General features: G+C 63.3%; 21 protein-coding genes. 11 read left to right on the forward strand and 10 right to left on the reverse strand.

Annotated elements, in window-relative coordinates; translation table 11 throughout:
* Positions 1-86: 86 nt before the first annotated feature.
* From WHT83_RS08660 to WHT83_RS08680, 5 genes are all read right to left on the reverse strand, one after another.
* Positions 87-986 carry a LysR family transcriptional regulator gene (locus tag WHT83_RS08660; protein WP_108609451.1) on the reverse strand — a complete coding sequence of 300 codons (900 nt, stop codon included), beginning with the start codon at positions 984-986 and terminating at the stop codon, positions 87-89.
* 62 nt (positions 987-1,048) lie between these two features.
* Positions 1,049-1,426 carry a VOC family protein gene (locus WHT83_RS08665; protein ID WP_183264088.1) on the reverse strand — a complete coding sequence of 126 codons (378 nt, stop codon included), beginning with the start codon at positions 1,424-1,426 and terminating at the stop codon, positions 1,049-1,051.
* Positions 1,427-1,515: 89 nt separating this feature from the next.
* On the reverse strand, positions 1,516-2,067 hold the full coding sequence (locus WHT83_RS08670; RefSeq protein ID WP_406873547.1) for an SRPBCC family protein: 552 nt from the start codon (positions 2,065-2,067) through the stop codon (positions 1,516-1,518).
* A 22-nt stretch (positions 2,068-2,089) separates the two neighbouring features.
* Positions 2,090-2,500 carry a DoxX family protein gene (locus tag WHT83_RS08675; RefSeq protein WP_108609448.1) on the reverse strand — a complete coding sequence of 137 codons (411 nt, stop codon included), beginning with the start codon at positions 2,498-2,500 and terminating at the stop codon, positions 2,090-2,092.
* Between the two features lie 29 nt (positions 2,501-2,529).
* Positions 2,530-2,940, reverse strand: coding sequence for a VOC family protein (locus tag WHT83_RS08680; RefSeq protein ID WP_108609447.1), 411 nt, complete (start codon positions 2,938-2,940; stop codon positions 2,530-2,532).
* A 205-nt stretch (positions 2,941-3,145) separates the two neighbouring features.
* Between WHT83_RS08680 and WHT83_RS08685 the strand changes: the two genes are divergently transcribed.
* Positions 3,146-4,315: an Mrp/NBP35 family ATP-binding protein gene (locus WHT83_RS08685; RefSeq protein WP_108609446.1), complete on the forward strand. Its 1,170-nt coding sequence runs from the start codon at positions 3,146-3,148 to the stop codon at positions 4,313-4,315.
* 367 nt (positions 4,316-4,682) lie between these two features.
* On the opposite strand, the gene WHT83_RS08690 is transcribed toward WHT83_RS08685, so the two are convergent.
* Positions 4,683-5,894 carry an MFS transporter gene (locus WHT83_RS08690; protein ID WP_406873548.1) on the reverse strand — a complete coding sequence of 404 codons (1,212 nt, stop codon included), beginning with the start codon at positions 5,892-5,894 and terminating at the stop codon, positions 4,683-4,685.
* 116 nt (positions 5,895-6,010) lie between these two features.
* On the opposite strand from WHT83_RS08690, the gene WHT83_RS08695 reads away from it, so the two are divergent.
* On the forward strand, positions 6,011-6,940 hold the full coding sequence (locus tag WHT83_RS08695; RefSeq protein ID WP_406873549.1) for a LysR substrate-binding domain-containing protein: 930 nt from the start codon (positions 6,011-6,013) through the stop codon (positions 6,938-6,940).
* Positions 6,941-7,180: 240 nt separating this feature from the next.
* Here the strand turns inward: WHT83_RS08695 and WHT83_RS08700 are convergent, their stop codons facing one another.
* A complete protein-coding gene (locus WHT83_RS08700; RefSeq protein WP_108609443.1) occupies positions 7,181-7,891 on the reverse strand; it encodes an HAD family hydrolase in 711 nt (236 codons plus the stop codon).
* Positions 7,892-7,896: 5 nt separating this feature from the next.
* Complete coding sequence (gene pgi / locus WHT83_RS08705; RefSeq protein ID WP_406873550.1) at positions 7,897-9,540, reverse strand: glucose-6-phosphate isomerase; 1,644 nt, start codon at positions 9,538-9,540, stop codon at positions 7,897-7,899.
* Between the two features lie 262 nt (positions 9,541-9,802).
* On the opposite strand from pgi, the gene WHT83_RS08710 reads away from it, so the two are divergent.
* Both WHT83_RS08710 and WHT83_RS08715 read left to right on the forward strand, forming a co-directional pair.
* Positions 9,803-11,296: a PLP-dependent aminotransferase family protein gene (locus WHT83_RS08710; protein ID WP_108609442.1), complete on the forward strand. Its 1,494-nt coding sequence runs from the start codon at positions 9,803-9,805 to the stop codon at positions 11,294-11,296.
* A 179-nt stretch (positions 11,297-11,475) separates the two neighbouring features.
* Positions 11,476-13,065, forward strand: a complete 1,590-nt coding sequence (locus WHT83_RS08715) for a trimethylamine methyltransferase family protein (protein WP_108609441.1) — start codon at positions 11,476-11,478, stop codon at positions 13,063-13,065.
* A 7-nt stretch (positions 13,066-13,072) separates the two neighbouring features.
* Here the strand turns inward: WHT83_RS08715 and WHT83_RS08720 are convergent, their stop codons facing one another.
* Entirely contained in the window at positions 13,073-13,471 is a 399-nt protein-coding gene (locus WHT83_RS08720) for a hypothetical protein (protein WP_108610059.1), read from the reverse strand.
* Positions 13,472-13,834: 363 nt separating this feature from the next.
* On the opposite strand from WHT83_RS08720, the gene WHT83_RS08725 reads away from it, so the two are divergent.
* The 6 genes from WHT83_RS08725 (at position 13,835) to WHT83_RS08750 (ending at position 18,795) form a co-directional block, all read left to right on the forward strand.
* On the forward strand, positions 13,835-16,111 hold the full coding sequence (locus WHT83_RS08725; RefSeq protein WP_406873551.1) for an autotransporter domain-containing protein: 2,277 nt from the start codon (positions 13,835-13,837) through the stop codon (positions 16,109-16,111).
* Between the two features lie 152 nt (positions 16,112-16,263).
* Positions 16,264-16,623: a metalloregulator ArsR/SmtB family transcription factor gene (locus WHT83_RS08730; protein WP_108609439.1), complete on the forward strand. Its 360-nt coding sequence runs from the start codon at positions 16,264-16,266 to the stop codon at positions 16,621-16,623.
* The gene (locus tag WHT83_RS08735; RefSeq protein WP_406873552.1) at positions 16,607-17,086 is read left to right on the forward strand and encodes an SRPBCC domain-containing protein; all 480 of its coding nucleotides are present in this window, start codon (positions 16,607-16,609) and stop codon (positions 17,084-17,086) included. Before WHT83_RS08730 ends, WHT83_RS08735 begins: the two co-directional genes overlap by 17 nt.
* Positions 17,087-17,191: 105 nt before the next feature.
* Positions 17,192-17,641, forward strand: a complete 450-nt coding sequence (locus WHT83_RS08740; RefSeq protein WP_183264079.1) for a GFA family protein — start codon at positions 17,192-17,194, stop codon at positions 17,639-17,641.
* An 86-nt stretch (positions 17,642-17,727) separates the two neighbouring features.
* Positions 17,728-18,498: a DUF899 domain-containing protein gene (locus tag WHT83_RS08745; protein WP_406873553.1), complete on the forward strand. Its 771-nt coding sequence runs from the start codon at positions 17,728-17,730 to the stop codon at positions 18,496-18,498.
* 12 nt (positions 18,499-18,510) lie between these two features.
* The gene (locus WHT83_RS08750; protein ID WP_406873554.1) at positions 18,511-18,795 is read left to right on the forward strand and encodes a hypothetical protein; all 285 of its coding nucleotides are present in this window, start codon (positions 18,511-18,513) and stop codon (positions 18,793-18,795) included.
* A gap of 31 nt (positions 18,796-18,826) precedes the next feature.
* On the opposite strand, the gene WHT83_RS08755 is transcribed toward WHT83_RS08750, so the two are convergent.
* Entirely contained in the window at positions 18,827-20,629 is a 1,803-nt protein-coding gene (locus WHT83_RS08755) for an IlvD/Edd family dehydratase (RefSeq protein ID WP_318762603.1), read from the reverse strand.
* A 183-nt stretch (positions 20,630-20,812) separates the two neighbouring features.
* On the opposite strand from WHT83_RS08755, the gene WHT83_RS08760 reads away from it, so the two are divergent.
* Positions 20,813-21,265: a carbon monoxide dehydrogenase subunit G gene (locus WHT83_RS08760; protein ID WP_318764265.1), complete on the forward strand. Its 453-nt coding sequence runs from the start codon at positions 20,813-20,815 to the stop codon at positions 21,263-21,265.
* Positions 21,266-22,014: the final 749 nt, after the last annotated feature.

Consider the following 22,014-nt stretch of genomic DNA (forward strand, 5'->3'; position numbering starts at 1 on the left):
CGATTTTGGCAGCCGGAATCAATAAAGCTGTTTCGTCACATGATAAAAATTTTCTATCGAGTGGACGAAAGCAGGAAAAGCCTAGCTCAGGATTGACGGCGAAAATCGCCTGCCAGCGTCATGGCTTCGTCAAGCAGCGCCTGCACCAGCGTGGTGTTCGGATCGCGCCGCGCCACGACCAGGCCGACATTGTGGCTGGCATCCGGCTCGACGATCGGAATCGCCCTGATAGGTTCGGCAAAACCGAAGGTTTCCGCGAGGTTCAGCGGCATGATCGACGACCATTTGCCGGTGCGGATGTGCGAAAACAGCACGATCATCGAGTTCGATTCGAGCGTCGGCCGGACCTGCACGCCGGCATCGGCGAGGTGCTGGTCGATGATGCGGCGGTTCTGCATGTCGGGGGTCAGGAGGCAAAGCGGCAGCGTGCTCACCTCTTCCCACGTCACCTTGTCACGATCGGAATATTCGTTCCCCGCAGCGGTGATCAGCTGATAGCGCTCGGCATAGAGCGGCACGCTGGTCACGCGCCCCAGCGGTTCGTTGTCGAGATAGGTGATTCCCGCATCGATCTCGAAATTGCCGAGCAGCGACAGCACTTCGATCGACGTCCGCGACAGGATCGAGAAGGTGACGCCGGGATGCTTGTCGCGAAACGGCGTCGTCAGCCGCGGCACCATCGCGAGTGCCGTCGGGATGGCGGCGATCCGGATGCGGCCCGAAAGGCCGTGGCGGGCGGCGCGCATTTCCTCGCGCATGGCGCGGGTGTCGCCGACGATGCGCCGCGCCCAGTCCAGCACCTGCCGGCCTTCCGGCGTCAGGCCCTGGAAGCGCGAGCCGCGCTGCACCAGCATCACGCCCAGGATGTCCTCGAGCTGCTTGATCCCGGCCGAAAGCGTCGGCTGGGTGACGCCGCATTCCTCGGCTGCGCGTCCGAAATGTTGCTCCCTTGCGAGTGCGATGAAGAATTCGAGCTTGTCGATCATGCCGCAAAACTATCCGGCGCCGATCGATTAGGCCAGCCATCACATTGCACTTGCTATGAAAATCACTGGTTGATGAGGTTCAGTATGTTCCCGTCGGGATCCTTGAACCAGGCAACCCTGATGTCGCCGAAGACATGGACGTCGCCTTCATGGCGGGTATCCGGCATGTCGTAGTGCTCGAATGTCACGCCTTTCGACTTCAATTCATCGACCAGCCTGTCGATCTTGTCGCCGACGGCCCAGCTTACCGCTGTCGCCTTGTTGGTTCCGGCATAGTCCGACCGGTAGACGTTGATCACGGTGTCGCCGCTCTTCAGCACCGACACCTCTTCGCCCATATGGTCGATCTCCTTGAGGCCGAGCGTGCGCTCATAGAAGGTCTTGGCGCGCCCGAGGTCCTTGACGGCCAGATTGGCAACGGCGTTGATTTGACCAAGCATGTCAGTTTCCTTTCGTGCTGCCCCACATCCTGATGAAGATAGTGCCGCCCCGGCGGGGCGACAGGCCTTGTTGCGCCAGACCGACGGACTCACGAGCCGGCGAGGCGCTGCCGTTCGGCGATCGCCTTGAGGCTGGCGAGGCCCTTTTCGAAGTCCGTGCCGACCATCGTGTCGAAGTTCATGAACACCTGCATCACCTTGGACATGAAGGGCGATGGGCCGGTCATTTCCCAATTCAGCCGCGTTTTTCCGTTCTGCGGCTCCATGGTGAAGCGCGCCACATTGTGCGCCTCGAACGGCTTCAGGAAGTCGAGCTTGATGACCACCTTGGTCGGTGCCGTCACCTCGGTGATCTCCATCCGGCCGCTGCCGACCTTCTTGTTGCCCTCCCATTCGTAGACCGCGCCGCGACCCGATTCGGCGCCACTCATCTTGCGCTTGAGGTCGGGGTCGAGCGCTTCCCATGGCGACCAGTCGTGCCAATTGCGGAAGTCATTGATCAGCGGAAAGATTGCTTCCGGTGCGGCATCGACATCGGTCGTTCGCCGAATGCTGAACGTGGCGGGCTTGGTTGCGGCAATCGCCAGGATGGCGAGGATCGCGATCACGATCAGGCCGAGGATGATGGCGAGAATCTGCATGGTTGTCTCCGTGGATATGGCTTCAGCGGCGGAACGGGATCAGCGCCTGCAGGCGTGGATCGCGCAGATAGAGCCCGCCCCAGGCCATCAGCCCGAGATAGACGCCGAACAAAGTGTGCGAAAACAGCGGGTTGCCGATGCGTAGGTGGATGGCGATGGCGCCGCCGAGATAGCCGGTCAGCAGGATCGCGCCGAGGACGGCCGTTCGTGGCCAGGCATAGAGCGCCGCGCAGGCAAGGGTCAGCACGCCGAGGGTCCGGGCAAGCTCCGGTGGAAAGCCGAGTGCCGCGGTGGTTTCGATCACCACTTGCAGCGGCACGAGTTTGATCGCCGCGTCAAAGACCAGGAACGCGATCACCGCGCCGCTCAGTGCGCGGCCGGTCCACAGTGCCACATTCGAAATTGCGGGAGTTTCAATGGCTGAATAGGTCATGTTTTCCTCGTGAAATCGCACTCGTGCTGTTACTCGGCGTTGCCGCTGCTGATCATCCACGGCGTGCCGAACTTGTCCTTCACCATGCCGAAGCCCTTGGCCCAGAAGGTCGGGCTGAACGGCATGTTGACCGTGCCGCCATCTGCAAGTGCTGCGAAGATCGCCTCGGCCTTGGCCAGGTCGTCCGTGTCGACCGATACCGAAAATCCCGACATCTCCGTCCGGTATTGTGGCGGTGCATCGGAGGCCATGATCATCTCGTCGCCGATGACGAGCTGGGCATTGATGATCTTGTCCTGCCATTCCTCCGAAACGTCCTTGCTGGCCGGCGTTTCGCGGTGAGTGAGCATGCCGACGATCTCGCCGTCGAAAACCTTGGCGTAGAACGCGAAGGCTTCGCGGCAATTGCCGTTGAAGAACAGGTAGTTGACGAATTTCATCGCATTTCTCCCTGGTTGGGTGTCTGCACCAAGGACGCCGCAGGCTGGTCGATGCCGACACATCGGCAAAAAAATCATGTCCATGACAGGTGGGGCGCGATGCCGCTTTGCCAAGCGCAGCCGTCGACTGCCATTTCGGGTAGCTTGGTTCTTTCGCCAAACTGCATTATCTGAAGCCCAACAAGGAAGCAGACAGGTTCGACACATGACAGTCACCAAAGAAACCGTTGTGGAGCGTCTCAAGACGGTCAACGGCCCGGATTTCTCAGGCAACATCGTCGATCTCGGATTGGTTTCCGACATCTTCATCGCTGACGGCAAGGTGTTCTTCTCGATCACCGTGCCGGCCGCGCGCGCCCAGGAAATGGAGCCGCTGCGTGCCGCCGCCGAGCGCGTTGTCAAGGCCATTCCCGGCGTCAATGGCGCTGTCGTGGCCCTGACCGCCGAGAAGAAGGGCGGCGGCATGGAAGCGCCGGTGCCGCAGCGCCCGGCACCTCCGCGTCCGGCAGCCGCGCCCGCCGCACGCCCCGCACCGCACGCGCCCGCCTCGCAGTCGCAGGGCAAGCGCGGCGTGCCCGGCATTGCCGCGATCATCGCGGTTGCCTCCGGCAAGGGCGGCGTCGGCAAGTCGACGACTGCCGTCAACATCGCACTCGGCCTCGCCGCCAACGGTCTCAAGGTCGGCGTGCTCGATGCCGACATCTACGGCCCGTCGATGCCCAAGCTTCTCGGCATCCATGGCCGCCCCGAAACGGTCGATGGCAAGATCCTGAAGCCGATGCAGAATTACGGCCTCAAGGTCATGTCTATGGGCTTCCTCGTCGACGAGGAGACACCGATGATCTGGCGCGGCCCGATGGTCATGTCGGCGCTGACGCAGATGCTGCGCGAAGTCGAATGGGGTCCGCTCGACGTGCTCGTCGTCGACATGCCGCCTGGCACCGGTGACGCCCAGCTGACCATGGCCCAGCAGGTGCCTCTGGCCGGCGCCGTCATCGTCTCCACGCCGCAGGACCTGGCCCTGATCGACGCCCGCAAGGGGTTGAACATGTTCAAGAAGGTTGACGTGCCGCTGCTCGGCATCGTCGAGAACATGAGCTATTTCGTCGCCCCCGATACCGGCAAGCGCTACGACATCTTCGGTCATGGCGGCGCCAGGAAGGAGGCCGAGCGCCTCGGCGTGACCTTCCTCGGCGAAGTGCCGCTGGAAATGGGCATCCGCGAAAGCTCCGATGCCGGCACGCCGGTCACCGTGGCCAGGCCCGACAGCGTCGAGGCCAAGACCTATCGCGACATCGCCACCAAGGTCTGGGAGCGGCTACAGCAAGAGCAGGGCGCCGCCGCAGCAGCCACACCTACGATCGTGTTCGAATAGGCGAGGGGGCTTCTGCCCCCTCAGCTTTCCCACGGCTGCAGCCGCCATATATCGAGGCCGGCGTCGAACAATCCGGCGTCGGGGTAGCGCTGTTGGCCATGTCCGCCAGTGCTGCAAGGGCTGACTCGGTGGCTGCTCCGCCGGCTTCCAATGTCGTCTGGACGGGAGGGTATGTCGGCATACGAACCGGACATGCAAGGACGTCCGGTTCGGGGTCGCCTACAAGTTCTGATGTCGCGTTGTCCACGGTGGCCGTTTTTGCGTCGGGCATTTGATCGGCAACGCCATTCTCATCGCGTCTGAGACGGTTGGGAAACCGTCGTTCGCCCAGGATGCTCGTTTGGGCCACAATCGGGCGTGGTGGAGCTTATGCGGTGGCGAGGCGCCGAAGCCGAACCGACATCGCCAGAGCGACGAGGATGGCTATGGCGGCGACCCCGCTCGATACCGCTCCCACGCTCTCCAGGCCCAGATGATCGATGGTGAGGCCGCCGAAAATCGCACCAAGTCCTGTGCCAGCGTTGGCGGCGGAAACGTTGATGGTTCCCGCAAGTGCCTGGGCACCCGCGCCAGCCTTCATCACCCGGACCTGGCAGATTGGGAACAAGGCAGTGTAGGCAACGCCCCAAGCGACAAGGGACAAAGTCAATCCGACCGTCGAACCTGCCAAGGGCGCGAATGCGAGCATGGCCACGGCCAGGATTGCGGCGAACAGCATGCTCGCCCCGAGTGGGGCCTTGTCGACCATGCGTCCGCCCAGCCAGTTGCCAAGCATGCCGACCGCACCAAAGCCCATCAGCCACCAGCCGACATGCTTTGGCGCGATGTTTGCCAGACGTACCAGCATGTCCGCCAGATAGGTGTAGGCGGTGAACATTGCCGTAAAGAGAAAGACTGACAGGAGGACGTTCGCCAAAAAGGCCTTGTCCCTGAGAACATGAGCCTGCCGTGTCCCTGGGGCAGTCGTAGGAGGTGCGGGAAGCTTTTGCATCATCGCCGCCATGGCGATCGCCATCGCCAGCGACATGACCGCGAGGACCCAGAAGGTCCCACGCCAGCCTATCGTGTTTGTCGCGATGGTACCGAGCGGGATTCCGAAGACGAGGGCCGCCGAGATACCGAGATAGACCTTTGAAACCGCGCGTCCAGCGTGCCTTTGTCCAGCCAACTGGCCAGCAGTTTCACTGGCAGTCCCCCAGAATACCGGCAGGAACAGAGCCGGGACAAAACGCGCTGCCGCCAGGACCCATATGTTGGGCGCTACAGCCGCTACGGCGTTCGAAACAACGAAAACGAGCAGGATTCCAATAGACAGCTGCTTTCGATCGAGATGCGACAGGGCAGCCGTCAGAGGCGGCCCGAACAGCATCACCGTGAAGGCGAACAAGGTGACCAACTGGCCTGCGGTGGAGATCGATATATCAAGGTCTCGGGCAAGAGCAGGCAGGATTCCAAGAATGATGTATTCCGTCGTGACGATCAGAAATGCCGCAACTGCAAGGAGAAAGATCGAAAGGCCGGGCTTTGGAATGCCCTCCCGATCCGTGGATGAAGGGAAAGCCGAAGAGGTCGTGTGCATCGATGATCACCATGGGAACGAAGATGCACATCCAGGTATAATGGAAGTTTACATGTGTCTCTGGCTAAGATTTCCAGAAATAATGGACTGGAATTCCAGAATTAGGACGAGTCGAGATGTTGCCGGAACGGCTCAAGGGCATTGATGCGTTCGTCGCAGCCGCTGACAGCGGAAGCTTCACGGCAGCGGCTTCGCGGCTGAAGATCACCAATTCCGCGGTAGGAAAGGCGGTCGCAAGACTTGAACAACGCCTTGGTACGCGATTGTTCGCCAGAACCACCCGAAGCCTGTCCCTCACCGACGCGGGCGTGGCGTACTATCGGACATGCGCAAAGATCCTTGCCGACCTTGAGGATGCAGAGGCTATTCTCACGGCCGAGCGGCTCGAGCCCGCAGGTCGCCTACGGATAGACGTCCCGGTGTCCTACGGGAGGTTGCACGTTCTGCCTCATCTCTTGCGGTTCGCGAACGAGCATCCGCGCCTTCGCCCGCAAATTTCCTTTTCCGACCACTTCGTCGATCTAATTGCCGAGGAGATCGATATCGTCGTCCGGATCGGAGGGCCTGCGGTTTGGCAACCCTCCCTCGGGCACCGGCTCCTGGGCTTCGAGCGGGTGATTTTCTGCGCCTCGCCAGAATATCTGAAGCGCCACGGTCCGGTCTTGTCAGTCGCCGATCTGAAACAACGCGATTGCATCGTCTACAAGAAGGCTGGCGGTACAGCCACTTCGTGGATGTTCAAGGAAACCGAAAACGACCCGGGGGTACGTCACGTTGTCGATGGACGCATCGCCGTCGGTAGCGGAGATGCAGAAGTTGCGGCGGTAGCCGCAGGCTGTGGCGTGGCTCAACTTCCGACCTGGCTTGCACGGCACGAGTTGGAAAGCGGGACAATCGTTGAAATACTCCCGGAGGCGTCGACAGTCGGGCTCCCCATCAGCGTCATGTGGCAGCGGAGCAAACAGGAACTGCCGAAGGTTTCTATGGTGCTTGAAGTGCTTTTCAGGACGTTGACCACGGACAGCGATCAATCACGGGAGCGATAGCGGACGTCGTCCCCCGATTTTGAAGCGGATTGCCCGCCAATTCCACGATGCGGCATTGGGCTATCGCGAACTTCCGATTGTGGCGCGGGGATCATGGCCGGAAGTGGCAAACGCCGCAGCGGTCCGGAACCAGCACGCGACGACGGCCGATTGTCGGCATTCGCCGGCAACCTGCGCGGATGGACGTGCCCCGTTTTTCCACTGGACGGGAAGGGCCGCCGCAGAAGCGACCGCGCCCTGTCAGTCTTGGCCGGCAGCCAGGAACGCCGGCAGGTCGGCGATCGAATCGAGCACGACGTCTGCCATCGGCGTCAGCGACTCGCGTGTGCCCGTTCCCGAAAGCACGGCGATCGCCAGCGCACCGCCGGCCTTGGCCATTTCGAGGTCGTGGCGGTTGTCGCCGACCATCGCGATCTCCGACGGCTTGAGGCCGGTGAGGTCGGAGAAGGCGTGGATCGAATCAGGCGCAGGCTTGGGATTGGCAACCGCATCGTAGCCATAGGCCGCGTCGAACATCTGGGCGACGCCGAGCGACAGCAGCGTCTTTTCCGCCCCGCTGGTCGAATCGTTGGTGGCGACGCCGAGCCGGAAGCCGGCACTGTGCAGGCTGGCCAGCGCGTCCTTGCTGCCGGGCAGCGCCACGGCCTGCGCCGAGCCTTGTTCGGCCGAGACCTGGTCAAACATCTTGACCAGCACCGCCTGCTCGGCATCGTCGGCATCGGGATACCACAGCGCCACGATGTCGGCGTTGGTGCCGGCGGCAAACACCGAATCGGCCTTGAAGCAATGAGCCTCGAAATCGTACCCGGCGGCTTCCATCAGGGCGGTCGCCCGCGCCCGGTCGCCATCCGCCGCCTTCAGCGCCATCATTTCGCCGATGGCGAACCACGTCGCCTGGAAATCGACAAGGGTTCCATCCTTGTCGAAAAGTATGCCCTTGATGCCCCGCAAATCACCTACTCCTTAGCCCTTAGCCGGTGAATATGCTCCACCAGCCCGGCTGTCGAGGCGTCGCTTCGCGCGGCATTTTCCCGCCCCTCCACGACAGGCAGCAGCCCGGTCGCCAGTTCCTTGCCCAGTTCGACGCCCCACTGGTCGAAGGCATTGATGCCGAACAGCTGCGCTTCGACGAAGACGCGGTGCTCGTAGAGTGCGATCAGCCGGCCCAGCATATGCGGGTCGAGCTTGCGGTAGAGCAGCGTTACCGACGGCCGGTTGCCGGAGAAGACGCGGTGCGGCGCGATCTTGTCGACTTCTTCCGGCTTGATGCCCTTGGTCAGCATCTGCCGCCGCGCCTCTTCCAGCGTGCGGCCCTTCATCAGTGCTTCCGACTGCGCCAGGCAGTTGGCGAGCAGAAGGTCATGGTGTTCCCTAAGGTCGGGTTCATGGCCCTCAGCCGCCGCCAGGAACTCCACCGGAATGTAATCGGTGCCCTGGTGCAGCAGCTGGAAGAAGGCGTGCTGGCCGTTTGTGCCGGGTTCGCCCCAGACAAGCGGTCCGGTGGGCGTCACCGCGGCGCCGCCGGCGACGGTCACGCTCTTGCCGTTCGATTCCATGTCGAGCTGCTGCAGATAGGCCGGCAGGCGCGCAAGCCGCTGGTCATAGGGGATGACGGCGCGCGCCGGATAGTTGCACACCGCGCGGTGCCAGAAGCCGACCAGCCCCATCAGCACCGGAATGTTCTTGAGCAGCGGTGCGGTGGCGAAATGCCGGTCCATGGCGTGCGCACCGGCGAGGAAGTCGCGGAAATTCCGCGGTCCGATGGCCATCATGATCGGCAGGCCGATCGCCGACCACAAGGAATAGCGCCCGCCGACCCAGTCCCAGAAGCCGAAGACGCGCGACGGCTCGATGCCGAAGGCCGCGACCTTGTCGAGTGCGGTCGACACGGCCGCAAAATGGCTGCCCACCGCCTTGGCGCCGAGCGCCTGTTCGACCCAGCGCCGGGCCGTTGCGGCATTGGTCATGGTCTCGACGGTGGTGAAGGTCTTCGACGCGATGATGAACAGCGTCGTTCCGGCGTCGAGCCCCTTCAGCGTGTCGTGAATGTGGGCGCCGTCGATGTTGGAGACGAAATGGGCGCGCGGCCCGTCGTGATAGGGCGCCAGCGCCAGCGTCGCCATGGCCGGGCCGAGATCGGAGCCGCCGATGCCGATATTGACGACGTCGGTGATCTTCTTGCCGGTCGCGCCGGCCGCCTTGCCCGAACGGATGTCGTCGGCGAAAGCCGCCATGGCGTCGAGCACGGCATGCACGTCCACCGTCACGTCCTGGCCGTCGAGCATGACCGCTTCGCCGCGCGGGTTGCGCAGCGCCGTGTGCAGCACCGCCCGGTCTTCGGTGATGTTGATTCGCTGGCCGGCAAACATCGCCGCGCGCTTGCCCTCGAGATCGACCACCTGTGCCAGCTTTTCGAGCAGCACCATGGTCGTCGCATCGACGGCGCATTTCGACCAGTCGAACAACAGGTCGTCATCGGTGACCGAAAAGTTCTTGAACCGCTTCGGGTCGGACGCGAACGCCGCCCGCATGTTCTTCGGCGCTTCCTGACGATGGTTGCGAAGCGCGGCAAGAGCCGCCTGGAAGGGTTGTTCGGTCACCATGGAACTCCGGAAGTTGGGCTGCCCGTTCGCCTGCGACGCCATCCTAGCAGACCTGTGGGCTCATTGAGAGGGTGTCGCGGCGGACTATCGGGGCAAATTTCAATCGATTCAACTGGTCCTGTCAGCAACCGTCGATGGGAAGGTTCACTGGCATAAATCCATAGGATTAGAAAAATTGATTGGTGCAACGGCTTGTGCCAAGGATAGCTTTCTATGGTCCAGCAAAGTCAAAAAGACTGGACATGCAGGAAACGCCACTATGCCACAGCGAAACGACACGGCGATCTGGTCCGGCCTGTTCCGGATTTCAGCGGAATCAGGCCAGACGCTCCAGGCGCAGATCAGGCAGGCGATCGTCGCCGCCATTCTCGACCGGCAGATTGCGGCCTCGATGCCGCTGCCGTCCTGCCGAATCCTGGCAGAAAAGCTCGGTGTTGCCCGCGGCACCGTGGTGCTGGCCTTCCAGCAGCTGGTCGACCAGGGCTTCCTTGTGGCGCGCGAGCGCCGCGGCCACTTCGTCAATCCGGAAGTGCTGGCGACGCCGGCCAAGCCGCAGCAGAAGGCCCCCGACCAGGCCAATGACATCGATTGGAAGGCGCGCCGCAAGATCGCTGCCTCTGACATGCCGCCGCCGGCCAAGCTCGAGAACTGGATCAAGTCGTCCTACCCCTTCGTCTACGGCCAGTTCGATCCGACGCTGTTTCCGACCGCCGAATGGCGCGAATGCAACCGCATGGCGCTGGCCGTTCTGGAGATCCGCAACTGGGCTGCAGACATGGTCGACCGCGACGATCCGCTCCTGATCGAGCAGATCCAGGCGCGTCTCTTGCCGCGCCGCGGCATCTTCGCCAATCCGGACGAGATCATCGTCACGCTGGGCGCCCAGAACGCGCTCTACATGCTGGCCTCGCTCTTGATGTCCAAGGGCTCCAAGGTGGCGATGGAAGATCCGGGCTATCCCGATGCGCGTTCGATCTTCCGCCTCGCCGGTGCCGACATCGAGCCCGTGCCGGTCGATCAGCAGGGCATTGTCACGTCAGCCATCCCCTCGGATGCCGGCTTCGTCTTCGTCACGCCGAGCCACCAGTGCCCGACCATGGTGCCGCTCAGCGCCGAGCGTCGCCAGGACCTTCTCGCCCGCGCCACGCGCAACAACCAGATCATCATCGAGGATGGCTACGACAGCCAGCTGCTCGACGAGGCGCCGCAGCAGGCGCTGAAGAGCCTCGATCGCTCCGGCCGCGTCGTCTATGTCGGCTCGATGTCGAAGACACTCGCGCCTGGCCTGCGCCTTGGCTACATCGTCGCCTCGGCGGATCTCATCGCCGAGCTGCGCGCGCTGCGCCGATTCATGCTGCGCCACCCGCCGGCCAACAACCAGCGCGCGGTCGCCCTGTTCCTGTCGCTTGGCCATCATGAGGCGCTGGTGCGTCGCCTGTCGACGGCCTTCACCGAGAGGCGCAAGCGATTGGTCCAGGCGATCTCGGCTTTTCTGCCGGACTGGCAGTCGACCGACTCGGCCGGCGGCACGTCGCTGTGGCTCGAGGGGCCGCGCGGAACGGACTCGCGCGGGCTTGCCGCGGCGGCGGCGGCGCGCAGCGTCATCATCGAGCCGGGCGAACGCTTCTTCGAGCATGGCGACAAGCCTACACGCTTCATGCGGCTGGGTATTTCCTCGATCGCCCTGCAGCATATCGAGCCAGGAATCCGTGAGCTGGCGACTGCCGCCGGTCGCCGTCCCGCGGCTGCATGATGCCCTTTGCCGGCGGCTTCTCCGTGCCGCCGGTCATATGAGCGCTCTGGCATATCCGGCGGGATATGCTGGCCCATGGTCTGGGCCAATGGACGCTGCATAGTCGCGCAAAGGGAACGAGGCGACACGACGGTGGCATAATCACTGCGGCCAGCCTCACAGAAATTCGGAGGACCTGCATGTCAGTTGCCATCGAAAGCCATGACCTGTCGGCAGAGCAGCGCTCGCGTCGGTCCGGCGGCCGGGAGGCGAGGCGGGCGATGCGCGCAGCACCTTTGGCCGACGACATCCGCCCCATCCGTGCCGGCCTCGAAGGTGGCCGCTTCGGCCCGCTCGGCCGGAACGATCTGGAGCGCATCCACGAGGCGGTGCTCACGCTGCTTGAAACAGTCGGGTTCGCCAATGCCATTCCGAACTGTATCGAGGCGCTGACGCGGGTCGGCGCCAGCTACGGCGACGACGGCCGCATCCGCTTCCCCCGTGCGCTGGTGATGTCGACGATCGAGAATGCCGCCCGCAACTTCACCCTCTGCGGCCAGGACCCCAAACACGACATGCTGATCCAGGGCAAGCGCGTGCACTACGGCACGGCGGGCGCTGCGGTGCATCTGGTCGATGTCGAAAGGCGCGAGTACCGCGAATCGCTGCTGCAGGACATCTACGACGCCGCCCGCATCGTCGAAGGGCTCGACAACATCCATTTCTTCCAGCGCCCGATGGTGCCGCGCGACATCCCTGATCCGCTGGATATGGACTTCAACACGCTCTACGCCTGCGTCAGCGGAACGACCAAGCATGTCGGCACCAGCTTCACCGTACGCGAGAACGTCGCCCCGGCGCTGGAGATGCTCTACGAGATCGCCGGCGGCGAGGAGAATTTCCGCGCCCGGCCCTTCGTCTCCAACTCCAACTGCTTCGTCGTGCCGCCGATGAAGTTCGCCGAGGATGCCTGCGGCGTGCTCGAGGCCTGCGTCGAAGGCGGCATCCCGATCCTGCTGCTGTCGGCAGGGCAGGCGGGCGCAACCGCTCCTGCGGCAATCGCCGGCGCGGTCGTCCAGGCGGTAGCCGAAGTGCTCGCCGGCCTCGTCTATGTCAACGCGCTCAAGCCCGGCCATCCCGCCATCTTCGGTACATGGCCGTTCGTCTCGGACCTGCGCACCGGCGCGATGTCCGGCGGCTCGGCCGAGCAGGCGTTGCTCACGGCGGCCTGCGCCCAGATGGCCCAGTTCTACGACCTTCCCGGCGGCTCGGCCGCCGGTATGGCCGACTCCAAGCTGCCCGACGTCCAGTCCGGTTACGAAAAGGGCATCACCAATGTCATGGCGGGCCTGTCCGGCCTCAATCTGGTCTATGAGTCCGCCGGCATGCATGCCTCGCTGCTCGGTTTCTGCCTGGAAAGCCTGATCATCGACAACGACATGCTGGGCCAATGCCTGCGCTGCGTGCGCGGCATCGAGGTCACAGACGAGGCGCTGTCCATCGCCACCATTTCCGAAGTCTGCCTCAACGGTCCCGGCCATTATCTCGGCAACGAGCAGACGCTGAGGTTGATGCAGACCGAGTATTTCTATCCTGCAATCGCCGACCGCTTCTCGCCTAAGGAGTGGAATGAAAAGGGCAAGCCCGACATATTGGGCCGCGCCATCGCCGAGAAGAAACGCATCCTCGCCGAACGGTTCCCGCGCCATATTCCAAAAGCGACCGACGACAAGCTGCGTGCCCGCTTCGGCGAGATGATCAAGCTGCCGCGCAGCGGCATGGGCGGTTAGGCGCTGCTCAGTCGGCCGTCAGGTCGAAGCGCTCGACGACTTCCGGGTTGATCAGCTTGGCATGCAGCGCCAGAAGTACGATGTCGGCGTCGAAGCCGCTGCCGGCTTCGAGTGCGGCCTCGATGCGCCGCTCCGCCTCCAGCATTTGGTCGCGCCCGTTTGCCTGCGCGAAAACCTCCGGTCCGGCAATGCAGTAGCCGAACAATTGCGCCACCGGCGGATAGGCCGAGGCCGGTGGCTCGTCGGGCCAGCGGTCCTTCATCAGGTTGACGATGGTGAGTTTGACGCCCTCCGGCACCAGCGCCGGATGCAGGTCGACACTGCGCAACGCAGCGTCAAGCTGGCGCAGGTCGCCTGAGCGGCCGAAGATGCCGAGAAAACCAAGGGAAGAGCGCCGTCTAGCCATGATGTCCGTATCCGTTTGCCAAATCACCTAGGTGGTTTGCCCATGGAATTCAAAGGCCGGTGTCCGCATTTGGCCGACATCTTTCCGGCGGGGCCCTGAATTGCTGCGGGCGACGGGCACCTTTTCCTTGAGCGAACGTTGCGCACATTGTCGGTGAAGCCTGATTGGAGACTGCCCAGGTCAATGGTCAGGTCAATGCGCCGGGCTGTTGCTGTGGTCGCCTCGAAGCTGATGGAAAGGAAGTGACGGCCATCGGCATCGTTGTGCCGCCATGCTCGAATTTCATTCCCAAATGGGAACTGTTCGCCTGCCGAAATGCGGCTACTGGCCTTGATCGGACTTCTTTGGCAGTGGGCGGGGGCAATGAAGGTCAAGCGGTACCAGGTACTATTCTGCGGCGTTGCCGCATCCACGATTGTGCTGGCGCAGGCGGCATCTGCCGACAGCTTCACCATCGTCAATGGACAGGCCGTCGGCACCACCCAGATACTCGACACCGCGGGCGACGTCGGCACGGTAGAGGCGGGAGGAACCGTCGATGTACCTGCCGGGCATGGTATCGAAGCCACCGTCGACGGTGTGACCATCACCAATGCGGGTAGCGTCAGCGCCGCGGCATTCGGGGCTTCCGGCATCTACTCCGAGGACGGCAACACGATCACCAATGCGGGCACGGTGACGGGCGGGGATGTTGGCATCCGCGCCAACGACGGCAACGCCATTGCCAACTCGGGCACGCTAACGGGCGGACTATTTGGTATCCGTGCCTTTCACAACAACACCATCACCAATACGGGCGAGGTCACCGGCGGTTGGTCTGGCATTCACGCCTGGGACAACAACACTATCGCCAACTCGGGCACGGCCTCGGGCGGGCTGTTTGGCATCTACGCCAACGACGGCAGCACCATTACCAACTCGGGCATGAGCTCGAGCGCGGACATCGGCATCGGTGTCGACAACTCCAACACCATCACCAATGCGGGCATTGCTGAGGGTGGGCTCAGCGGCATCCGCGGCCTTGACAACAACATCATTGTGAATTCGGGCACGGCTACTGGCGCGAACTTCCTGTCCGCAGGCATCCAAGCCGGTGACGGCAACACCGTCATCAACACGGGCACGGCAAAGGGCGACTATGGCATCCAGGCAGACGAATCCAACACCATCATCAATGCTGGTGATGTAACCAGTATAGGCTCGGGGCTTGCTGGCATCGCCGTCATCGATAACAACACAATCACCAATACTGGCGCGATAACCAGCATCGGTGCGAGCAGTTCTGCCATCTGGCTCCAGAACAATAATACGATCACCAATGCGGGCGCCGCCACAGGTGTTCGTTATGGGATCCGCTCTGGCAGCTTCAACACCGTCACCAATACGGGGACGGCCAGCGGCAACATCGGCATCGCGGCCAGTAGCTCCAACACCATCACCAACTCGGGCACGATTGTCGGCAGCGCGTCTGCTGTTCATCTGGTTGGCACCGGCAACACGCTGAACCTGCTGGCCGGCAGCAACATCCAGGGCATGCTGGCGCTCGGCACCGGCAACATGCTCAACATCGATATCGGCCTCAGTTCGGCCTTTGCCTATACCGGCACGCCGACCATCAACACCTTCGGCCTGCCAAGCCACGACAGCGGTAGCGTCGTTTATGTCGTCGACCCGACCGGTTTTTCCACCGCCGACGAGATGGTCGCCGACTTGACCGGGGTCGTGGCCGGCGCGCTCGATGAACGCTTTACCGCGGCGCGCAGCGGCCCCGTTGCTGTCGGCGACGGCGCCGAGGGCGCCGGCACGGTCGCCTGGCTCACAGCTCTCGGCAGCCATCGCGACCAGAAAACCGACGGCCTCGACGCAGGCTTCGACAACCAGATCGGCGGCTTGATGGCCGGCGCCGACGGGGCAATCGGCGAGGGCTGGCGCGGCGGCTTGTTCATCGGCGCCGCCGCAAGCCGCATGCGGACAGACCGGGACTCCCAGGCCATCGACACCGGCAACTATTTCGCCGGCGGCTATGCGGGTTTTTCAGGCCCCGGCGGCTTCGTCGACTTGTCGCTGACGGCTGGCCTGTCGGATTTTTCCAGCGACCGGCGCGTCGCCAACAACTTGGCTCCTGGCGGTTTCGAGCATGCCGAAGCCGACTACAACGGCGTCTTCATCAGCCCCTCGGTCACCTTCGGCAGGGATTTTTCAATGGCCAATGGCGGCGTCGTCACGCCGAGCCTGCGGGCGCGCTACGCCGGGCTGTTCCTTGGCAGCTACGAGGAAAGCGGATCAGCAGCGAACATCAGCGTCGACAACCGCACGGTAAACGTGTTCGAGCTGCGCGGGCAGTTGGCCTATGGCCTGGCACCGTGGCAGGCCGAAAACGGCATCTTCCGCGCAACGCTGCGCGCCGGCGCGGACGGTGTCTTTTCCGATGGCGGCAGCATCGAAGCGGGAATTGCCGGCAACCCGCTCGATTTCGCGGCGATCGAGGGCTCCGACCAGAACCTGCGCGGCTTTGCCGGCTTCGATGCGGCCTATGCCACGGCAGGCGGTGCCAAGTTCAATGTCGGGACCGAACTTGGCTACGACAGCAACAACGCCTTCACCGCACGGGCCGAAATCGGTTTTGATATGCCGCTGTAGCCAGACTGTTTCCTTCCCGGAGGTTTGCTCCCTGGATGGAGCTTTCTGGGAGCTCGGCCGCGCGTGCTTGGCGCATTTAGCGGCCCGAGCTTGACAGAGAAACTTATCCGCTGTACTTAACAAATATGTTAATTAATAATCGTGCTAAATAAATGACCGAAGATCGCCTCGACGCCACATTCGCCAGCCTTGCCGACCCAACGAGGCGAGCCATTCTCGCCCGGCTGGCGCAAGGGGAGGCGACGGTCAACGAACTGGCCGAACCGTTCGAGATGAGCCTGCCGGCTATCTCGAGGCATTTGAAGGTGCTTGAGCGCGCCGGCCTCATCAGCCGAGGCCGCGAGGCGCAGTGGCGGCCGTGCCGGCTGGAGGCCGGGCCGCTCAAGGACATCGCCAACTGGGTCGAGCACTATCGCCGCTTCTGGGATGCGAGCTTCGACCGCATGGCCGACTATCTCAAGGAACTGCAGACAGTGAAAACCAAGGGAGACCGGGATGACCGCAAGAACTGACGCCGTCGCAGCACAGTCGCTTTCGCTCGAATTCTCCAGGGTCTTCGATGCGCCGCCGGTTCTCGTCTTCAAGATGTGGTCGAGCCCTGAGCACCTGACCCGCTGGTGGGGTCCGAAAGGCTTCACCTCGGCCGTCAAGAAACTCGAATTCCGCAAGGGTGGGCGCTACCACTTCCTCATCCTTGGCCCAGGCGGCCAGGATGACAGCATGTCATCCGGTATGTCCGGCACGTTCCGCGAAATCGTCGAGGGCGAAAAGATCGTCTTCACCTTCGCCTGGGACTACGACCCCGACTGGCAGACGCTGGTGACAGTTACGTTTGCGGCCGAAGGCACGGGAACGCGGCTGACCTTCCGGCAGGAGCCGTTCCTCGATATCGAAACGCGCGACTCGCATCTGGGTGGTTGGGGCGAATGCCTCGATCGCCTGGCCGACGCGCTCGCCGGCCGTCCCGTGGTCTGAGTTTTGCGCGCCAGACCGGCGCGCGACGACTGCCTGTCTTGCAACTGCGCTTGCCGAGGGTCGTCGCCGATCCTCGGAACGATGCGCCATGCCGAGGAGAGACGAATGCTGAAATCCTATCGCGGCAGCTGCCATTGCGGAGCAGTCCATTTCGAATGCCAGCTCGATCTCGCGCCCGAGGGCCAGCGCTCGAAGCCAGAGCTCGACGGTGTCTGGTGGACGTCGAGCTTCCGCTGCAATTGCTCCTGGTGCGCCAAGACGCGGTTCTGGAAGGGTTTTGCCCGCCCGTCCGGTTTCCGCGTCACTTCTGGAGCCGACATGCTGACCGAATACCGCTTCGGCGAGGCCGCCATCCGCCACACCTTCTGCAGCCGCTGCGGCGTCCATCCCTTCGCCACCGCGAGCTTCGAGCCGATGGGCGGCGATTTCCACGCCGTGAACATCGCCTGCCTTGATGACGTTCCGCCCGAAGAATTGGCCGCCATTCCGATCATCTTCGAGGACGGTCGCAACGACGCCTGGGACAGGCCGCCGGCAGTGACCTCCTACCTGTAGCCCAGGCGCTGACAGTTTGAAGCCGAGCATGACGGCCGCAATCCTGCGGCCGAAGGGAAACCTGTGCCCAAACGATGGAGAGCAAGATGCAGCATGAAATCGTATCGAAAGAGCAGTGGGTGGTGGCGCGGCGCGCGTTGCTTGCCAAGGAAAAGGCGATGACCCGCGCTCGCGACCAACTCAGCGCCGAGCGGCGCGAACTGCCCTGGGTTCGGATCGACAAGCCATACTTCTTCGACGGGCCCGAGGGCCGGCTGTCACTATCCGACCTTTTCGCTGGCCGCAGTCAGTTGTTCATCAAGCACTTCATGATGGGGCCGGGACAGCAACACCACTGCGTCGGCTGCTCGTTCGAGCTCGACAATGCCGAAGGCGTGCTCGTGCATCTCGAAAACCACGACGTCAGCTACGTCGCCGTGGCGCGTGCGCCGATTGTGGAAATCGAGGCGCTGAAGGCGCGCATGGGCTGGCGCACGCGCTTCGTCTCGTCCTACGGCAGCGACTTCAACTTCGACTTCAATGTCTCGTACACACCCGAGCAACTGGCGGCGAAGAAGGCTACCTACAACTTCGGCCCGCTCGACTTCGAGATCGAGGATCTCTCCGGCGACAGCGTCTTCTACAAGGACGATGACGGCCAGATATTCCTGACCTATGCCAACTTCGGCCGCGGCAGCGAAATGTATCTTGGTGCCTACGGCATTCTCGATGCCATGCCCAAGGGCCGCAACGAAAACGGGACTTCCAACGACCTGACAAGCTGGGTGCGACCGCACGACATGTATGGCAAGGGCGGCATGGTCGAGCCGACGGGCCGCTATCACCCAGCCGATTGCGGCTGCGGCAAGCACGGCTGAGCGAGGCCGAAAATGTGCTGCGCGCTGGCCGGCCTGATGCTTGCGATGGTCGCCGTATGGCGGCGGCTGCTCGCTGTGGCGTCAGGCTGGTGTCGCATGCTGCGATGGGCTGCTGTGTTCGCCGCGGCCCTGGTGCTTGGTGTCGGTGCTGCTGCCGCCGCGCAGCATTTCGGCCACTACGCCGAACGCGCCGACGCCAACCGGCGCACGGTGCTTGCCGAGGTGCTCGCCCAGCCAATCTGCGCCGGCACGCCGGCGAGCCGTTCGAAAGATCAGCTGCTGTCGCAGCTCGACTGACCAATGCGTCTGGTTCCCGCGCGGCGATCCTTCAGTGATTGTCGCGTGGAATACCCTTGGTCTGGGCGACGCGCTGGTATTTCACCGCCGGCTTCAGCACCATGCCGTCCGACAGCTGGTCGACCATGCCGCGCTGGATCTCCTGCCACGGCGTTTGGTGCGCCGGGAAATGGTAGCCGCCATTGGCCTGCAGCTCGGTGCGGCGACGGGCAAGCTCGTCGTCGCCGATGAGGATGTCGGCGGTGCCTTTCCTGAGGTCGATGCGCACCCGGTCGCCTGACTTCAGCAACGCCAGTCCCCCGCCGATGGCCGCCTCCGGCGAGGCGTTGAGGATCGACGGCGAACCCGACGTGCCCGACTGGCGCCCGTCACCGATGCAGGGAAGCGAATGGATGCCGCGCTTGAGCAGGTAGGCCGGCGGCTGCATGTTGACCACCTCGGCACCGCCGGGATAGCCGACGGGGCCTGCACCGCGCATGAACAGCACCGTGTTCTCGTCGATGTTCTCGGCCGGGTCGTCGATGCGGGCGTGATAATCCTCCGGCCCGTCGAACACCTTTGCGGTGCCTTCGAAGGCTTCCGGATCGCGTGGGTTCGACAGATAACGGTCGCGGAATTCCTTCGAGATCACGCTGGTCTTCATGATGGCGCTGTCGAACAGATTGCCCCTGAGGTTGATGAAGCCGGCATCCGTCTTCAGCGGCTCGGCGACCGGCCGGATCACCTTGGGGTCCATGTTTTCGGCACCGGCGCAGTTCTCGCCCATGGTCTTTCCATTGGCGGTGACCGCATCCGGATGGGGCAGCAGGCCCGCCTTCATCAGTTCGGCGACGACTGCCGGCACGCCGCCGGCATGGTGATAGTCCTCGCCGAGATATTCGCCGGCCGGCTGCAGATTGACGAGCAGCGGCACATGATGGCCGACCTTCTGCCAGTCGTCATTGTTAAGCGGCACGCCGAGATGGCGGGCGATGGCGTTGAGGTGGATCGGCGCGTTGGTTGAACCGCCGATCGCCGAGTTGACGACGATGGCGTTCTCGAACGCCGCGCGCGTCATGATGTCGGACGGCTTCAGGTCCTCGCGCACCATGTCGACGATGCGCTTGCCGGTCTCGTAGGAGATCTGGCCGCGCTCGCGATAGGGCGCGGGGATGGCCGCCGAGCCCGGCAGTTGCATGCCCAGCGCCTCGGCCAGGCTGTTCATCGTCGTTGCCGTACCCATGGTGTTGCAGTAGCCGACCGAGGGTGCGGACGATGCGACGATGTCCATGAACTGGTCGTAGTCGATCTCGCCGGCCGACAGTCTTTCGCGCGATTCCCATACCACCGTGCCCGAGCCGGTGCGTTTGCCCTTGTGCCAGCCGTTGAGCATCGGCCCGACCGACAGCGCGATCGCCGGGATGTTGACGGTCGCCGCCGCCATCAGCAGTGCCGGCGTGGTCTTGTCGCAGCCGATGGTCAGCACCACGCCGTCGAGCGGGTAGCCGTAAAGCACCTCGACGAGGCTGAGATAGGCTAGGTTGCGGTCGAGCGCGGCTGTCGGGCGCTTGCCGGTTTCCTGGATCGGGTGGCACGGGAATTCGAACGGCACGCCGCCGGCAGCGACGATGCCCTCGCGTACCCGCTTGGCCAGCTCGATGTGGTGACGGTTGCACGGCGACAGGTCCGAGCCGGTCTGGGCGATGCCGATCAGCGGCTTGCCCGACTGCAGCTCCGCGCGTGTCAGGCCGAAATTCAGGTAGCGCTCGAGATACAGCGCGGTCATGCCGGGATTATCGGGATTGTCGAACCACTCCTGCGAACGGAGCTTCTTCGTCGTCTTCTGGCCGGTCATCGATTTCTCCCGTAATCCGACCTGCATCGTTATTCCAAGCGCGAAAACGCTACAAGCGCGATGGCGGAGCGTGCGCCGTGGCTGCCGACCGAGGGTGCCGTCTGGCTTGGCTCCGACGCGATGGACAAGCCCGATTTGCTGAGTTACCCCTCGTTTGGTCAGTTCATTTGGGAGGGATTTGCCGTGGCTCTGGTGATCGAAGGCGAAGAGAAGATCTCAGCCCCCATCGACGTGGTCTGGAAGGCGCTGAACGATCCCGCGATCCTGAAGGAGAGCATTCCCGGCTGCGAGAGCCTGGAGATGTCGTCGCCGACCGAAATGGCCGCCAAGGTGGTTCTCAAGATCGGCCCGATCAAGGCGACCTTCGCCGGCGAGGTCACGCTCAAGAACCTCAAGCCACCGCATTCCTACACCATCGAAGGCGAGGGCAAGGGCGGCATCGCCGGCTTCGCCAAGGGCGGCGCGGATGTCACGCTCACCGAGGACGGTCCTGACGCGACCATCCTCAAATACGCGGCCAAGGCCGATGTCGGCGGCAAGATCGCCCAGCTCGGCAGCCGCCTGATCACTTCGACGTCGAAGAAGCTGGCCGGGCAGTTTTTCTCCACCTTCGGCGAGAAGGTGGGCGGAGCATAAGCCCCTTCTCCCCTTGTGGGAGAAGGTGGCCGAGCGAAGGGAGGTCGGATGAGGGGTGTTGGACGGAGCTCGACTTCCGGGTGCCCACCAATGTTTCCTATTGTCGCCTCTCATTTCTTCCAACACCCCCTTGCATGTTTGGGCTGCGCGCCAATCCACCTTCTCCCACAAGGGGAGAAGGCAGGTTCTCGCCTTGCCACACCCCGTTTCCGGTCTGGCTATTGTTTGAGGTTCGGGAAGCGGGGCGCGAGGCCGTGCCTTCCGATTGTAATTATGTGGCGCGACGTTCGCGCCCCGCCCGGTGTTCTTGCCCCGCTCAGTCGCCTCGGCTTTCACCGCCAGCCGCCGCAAGGCCCGGACTTGGGGGCTCATCACCCAGCAGGAGATCCGACCTCCTGCCAGCCCGGCACCGGCGCTTCCCCCCGCTGCCCGGTGCGCACCGGAGTCCCGTGGAAGATCGCAAGGGGAATCATACGGGAGGCGGAGAGGGGGTGGAAAAACGGGGACGGTCTATCCACACGGATTGCTGACAGATGGTGACAGTTTCGGGATGCGCTGGGCGTTGATTCTGGACCGCAGCGGCAGCTGCCACTTCACGGCATGGATCCCCGGGGATCCATGCCGTGAAGGTTCCGCTATTCTCAGGGAACGCTCCAATCCTTCGCACCCGCGCCTTGGTGTCCTTCGATGAAAATGAGGAAGTGAGCCGCGCCAGAAGGTCCAAAACAAGAGCAGCAAAAAGGTGGCCG

It is taken from the genome of Aminobacter sp. P9b (genome assembly GCF_045345995.1).
Classification (GTDB): Bacteria; Pseudomonadota; Alphaproteobacteria; order Rhizobiales; family Rhizobiaceae; genus Aminobacter; species Aminobacter niigataensis.

Excerpts from the sequence above, each read along its gene's own strand:
- WHT83_RS08660 (WP_108609451.1), bottom strand. The coding sequence starts at position 986 with ATGATCGACAAGCTCGAATTCTTCATCGCACTCGCAAGGGAGCAACAT.
- WHT83_RS08665 (WP_183264088.1), bottom strand. The coding sequence starts at position 1,426 with ATGCTTGGTCAAATCAACGCCGTTGCCAATCTGGCCGTCAAGGACCTC.
- WHT83_RS08670 (WP_406873547.1), bottom strand. The coding sequence starts at position 2,067 with ATGCAGATTCTCGCCATCATCCTCGGCCTGATCGTGATCGCGATCCTC.
- WHT83_RS08675 (WP_108609448.1), bottom strand. The coding sequence starts at position 2,500 with ATGACCTATTCAGCCATTGAAACTCCCGCAATTTCGAATGTGGCACTG.
- WHT83_RS08680 (WP_108609447.1), bottom strand. The coding sequence starts at position 2,940 with ATGAAATTCGTCAACTACCTGTTCTTCAACGGCAATTGCCGCGAAGCC.
- WHT83_RS08685 (WP_108609446.1), top strand. The coding sequence starts at position 3,146 with ATGACAGTCACCAAAGAAACCGTTGTGGAGCGTCTCAAGACGGTCAAC.
- WHT83_RS08690 (WP_406873548.1), bottom strand. The coding sequence starts at position 5,894 with ATGCACACGACCTCTTCGGCTTTCCCTTCATCCACGGATCGGGAGGGC.
- WHT83_RS08695 (WP_406873549.1), top strand. The coding sequence starts at position 6,011 with ATGTTGCCGGAACGGCTCAAGGGCATTGATGCGTTCGTCGCAGCCGCT.
- WHT83_RS08710 (WP_108609442.1), top strand. The coding sequence starts at position 9,803 with ATGCCACAGCGAAACGACACGGCGATCTGGTCCGGCCTGTTCCGGATT.
- WHT83_RS08715 (WP_108609441.1), top strand. The coding sequence starts at position 11,476 with ATGTCAGTTGCCATCGAAAGCCATGACCTGTCGGCAGAGCAGCGCTCG.
- WHT83_RS08720 (WP_108610059.1), bottom strand. The coding sequence starts at position 13,471 with ATGGCTAGACGGCGCTCTTCCCTTGGTTTTCTCGGCATCTTCGGCCGC.
- WHT83_RS08725 (WP_406873551.1), top strand. The coding sequence starts at position 13,835 with ATGAAGGTCAAGCGGTACCAGGTACTATTCTGCGGCGTTGCCGCATCC.
- WHT83_RS08730 (WP_108609439.1), top strand. The coding sequence starts at position 16,264 with ATGACCGAAGATCGCCTCGACGCCACATTCGCCAGCCTTGCCGACCCA.
- WHT83_RS08735 (WP_406873552.1), top strand. The coding sequence starts at position 16,607 with ATGACCGCAAGAACTGACGCCGTCGCAGCACAGTCGCTTTCGCTCGAA.
- WHT83_RS08740 (WP_183264079.1), top strand. The coding sequence starts at position 17,192 with ATGCTGAAATCCTATCGCGGCAGCTGCCATTGCGGAGCAGTCCATTTC.
- WHT83_RS08745 (WP_406873553.1), top strand. The coding sequence starts at position 17,728 with ATGCAGCATGAAATCGTATCGAAAGAGCAGTGGGTGGTGGCGCGGCGC.
- WHT83_RS08750 (WP_406873554.1), top strand. The coding sequence starts at position 18,511 with ATGTGCTGCGCGCTGGCCGGCCTGATGCTTGCGATGGTCGCCGTATGG.
- WHT83_RS08755 (WP_318762603.1), bottom strand. The coding sequence starts at position 20,629 with ATGACCGGCCAGAAGACGACGAAGAAGCTCCGTTCGCAGGAGTGGTTC.